Genomic DNA, 2,603 nt, shown 5'->3' on the forward strand with positions numbered 1-2,603 from the left:
ATATTGCCGTACAGGGGCCGTCCTTCGCGGATCAGATGCCACGTCACGCTGTTGCAAATACTCTGCATCGGCACGAATTCGTTTGGCGGTGGCGTTTCGGTGTCGTTGATATCGACGTAGTAGGCGAAGCGGATGGCATCGCGCCGGTTGTCATACAGTGCGATGTAGAAGTTTTCCGCATACATCAGCGTGCCCAATATGGCGTGCAGGGCGCGCAAGGTCTGGTTCATGTCGTGATCGGTGCTCGCCTGATCCGCGATCGCATACAGCGCACGTTGCAGACGTTCGGCCTGGCCCAGTTGCGAGACAGAGTTGAAAAGGTATGCCAGCTCGCCTTGTTGACGCATCCGGATATCCACGACCAGCTGCAACAGCTGCAAACGATCTTGCTGGAGCGCATCGAGATCATCAGGAACCCATGCCTCCAGGAACCGATGTTGCAGTGGATCGGTGCCCAGGAGCATGGGCCGAGAACCGTTGGGCGGCGTTTCGGCCGCCTGATCCTGCGCGCGCCAGTACACCCGGTAGCCCTCGGCCCGCAGTTCCGAGGTCATGACATCGGCCACGGCCTGCGCATCATTGCTCTGGAAAATGCGCTGGATAGCCTCGTGCATGGCCTGTGTCACGGACAGGACCGGTGTGGCCGCGCTTTTTTTGGCAGCAAAGGTCATGGCATCAAACTGGCAGAAGTGGCCCCGGATAAGTGTATACCGCACCTGTACCGGCTGTCGTGAAGGCCCGGAATGTGCGCTGTGTCACATTATTCGTGATATCGGGCCGACCTGCTGAACAGTGCGAACCAGATCAACTGTTAGCAAAAGGTGAAGAGGCGTATACTGGTGCTCGTGAATAAGATTGGGAACCGGTGACTTTCCATCGGTGTCCAATGCAAACAGCCAACGACCAGCAGTGGGGGCGCGTGTGCGCAGAGTGCTTGCCAGCTTGATCTTGCTGATGCCGCTTGTAGCGGCAGGGCAAACGCTGGGAGCTGTTCGCGACAATCAGGCCAGCGCCGCCGATCATGTGGCCTTCTACAGCAGTTTGCAGCCGGCCAAGGGCCACGGAAACCTGCTGCTACCGCTGTGGCGTGATGCGCAGGGACGGATGCTGGCGCTGGTCGCTACCCGGGATTCCGATACCGGAAACACCCAGGGTGCCCTCGATTTTCGCGTGGTGGATGTCAGCCAGGGGTTTACCTCGGGCTTGCGTTATGACCTCGGACCGCACGTGTCTGCATTTGCAGGCCTCTCCCGGCATAGCTGGCTGGTGCCGAAAGCAGCCGCTGCATGCACGCCGAGCGCGGGTATCGGTTGCCCCGATGCCAATACCCTGGATTCCGCCCGCCTGTTGAGCAGTCAGGTGGGTGCCAGCTGGAACGCCAGCCACTATCGTCTGGACCTGAGTCTGGACAGCACCCATCCACAGGGCAACAGCCTGCTTCTGCCACGTGTAGTGCCCGATGCATCGACCTTCAATGGGGTTCCGTTGTGGGCGTTGGACAGCAGCCGCAATCTTTCGGCGCGCGGTCGTCTGTCGCTGGGCAGCGAAACCGGCATTGATCTGGGCGCCAGCGTCGGTCGCATCCGTCTGCTGCCGGGCAACCTGCTGGGTGTCCATTCCCTGGGCCAGCAGTCCCTGAGTCTGGGTATGGACAGCGGTGCGCTGAGCGGCCACATCACCGGCCGCATGCTGCAGCCGATCGCCGGGAATCCGGATACTCAGGTAATGGGCCCCGAGCGCCACTGGACTACCATCGACCTGGGTCTCACTTGGCGCCTGCCGTGGCAGGGCGAGCTGCGTTTTGGTGCGCAGAACCTGTGGTCATCGGGTCAGGCGCCCACGCTTGTGGGCGGTCCCGAGCCTGATCAGTCGCGTATTCCCTACGTGCAGTACCACCAGGATCTGTAGCCGCTGCGTCGATATCGCCTTCCCTGGCGATGCCTGCGAGCATGTCAATCGGCCTTGCCTATCCGCACGTCGCCGCTGAAGGTCTCGACGTGGATGTGTCCCTTGCCCTCGCCCGAAACACTGTCGATCGATGATCCAGTGCCATGGTTCTTCTCGGTCACTTTGCCGAATGCGGAATGCATCGAACCGCTGAACGTGGATGCCTTGAGCTTCGCGGAAAGGTCGCCCGGCAGGGTCAGGTGCACGTCGCCGCTGACCGAGTCGATGTCGATGCGTCCATCCGGCTGCAGTCCGCCGGACAGGTCGATATCCCCGGATACGGTGTTCATGGAGACCCTGCCGTAAGGACCGCCCCCGACGCGTACATCACCGGAAACTGTCTGGAATTGACCGTTGTCGCCCACCGAGGGAGCCACTATATCTCCGCTGACGGTCTGGATATCGGCTGTGCGCATGACGCCGGACAGCATCACCTGTCCGCTCACCGTGTTGATCTCCACTTTCGGGCTGGTTGCGTCCAGACGCACGTGGCCACTGACGCTGTTGATCTTGATGTTGCCACCGTCCAGACCCTTGGCGTCGGCATCCGCGCTGACCACGTCAATGCCCAGGCCAGCGGTCCTGGGGAGCTGCACATCGAGCACGGTCGGACCCATGTCGTTGTCGCTGTGCCAGCTGAACCATCCCTTGTGCCC

At 61.2% G+C, this 2,603-nt stretch carries 2 protein-coding genes and 1 pseudogene; 1 reads left to right on the top strand and 2 read right to left on the bottom strand.

Annotation, left to right across the window (positions count from 1 at the left end; translation table 11 throughout):
- A pseudogene (locus PF446_RS01120) lies at nt 1-671 on the bottom strand (bifunctional diguanylate cyclase/phosphodiesterase); the annotation flags it as partial.
- A gap of 283 nt (nt 672-954) precedes the next feature.
- Here PF446_RS01120 and PF446_RS01125 point away from each other — a divergent pair.
- Nucleotides 955-1,908, top strand: coding sequence for a hypothetical protein (locus PF446_RS01125; RefSeq protein ID WP_298068859.1), 954 nt, complete (start codon nt 955-957; stop codon nt 1,906-1,908).
- Between the two features lie 44 nt (nt 1,909-1,952).
- Here the strand turns inward: PF446_RS01125 and PF446_RS01130 are convergent.
- A partial coding sequence (locus PF446_RS01130) for a DUF4097 family beta strand repeat-containing protein (protein ID WP_298068861.1) occupies nt 1,953-2,603 on the bottom strand: 651 nt, incomplete at its 5' end.

Origin of the sequence: Oleiagrimonas sp. (genome assembly GCF_027858935.1) — a bacterium.
Classification (GTDB): Bacteria; Pseudomonadota; Gammaproteobacteria; order Xanthomonadales; family Rhodanobacteraceae; genus Oleiagrimonas.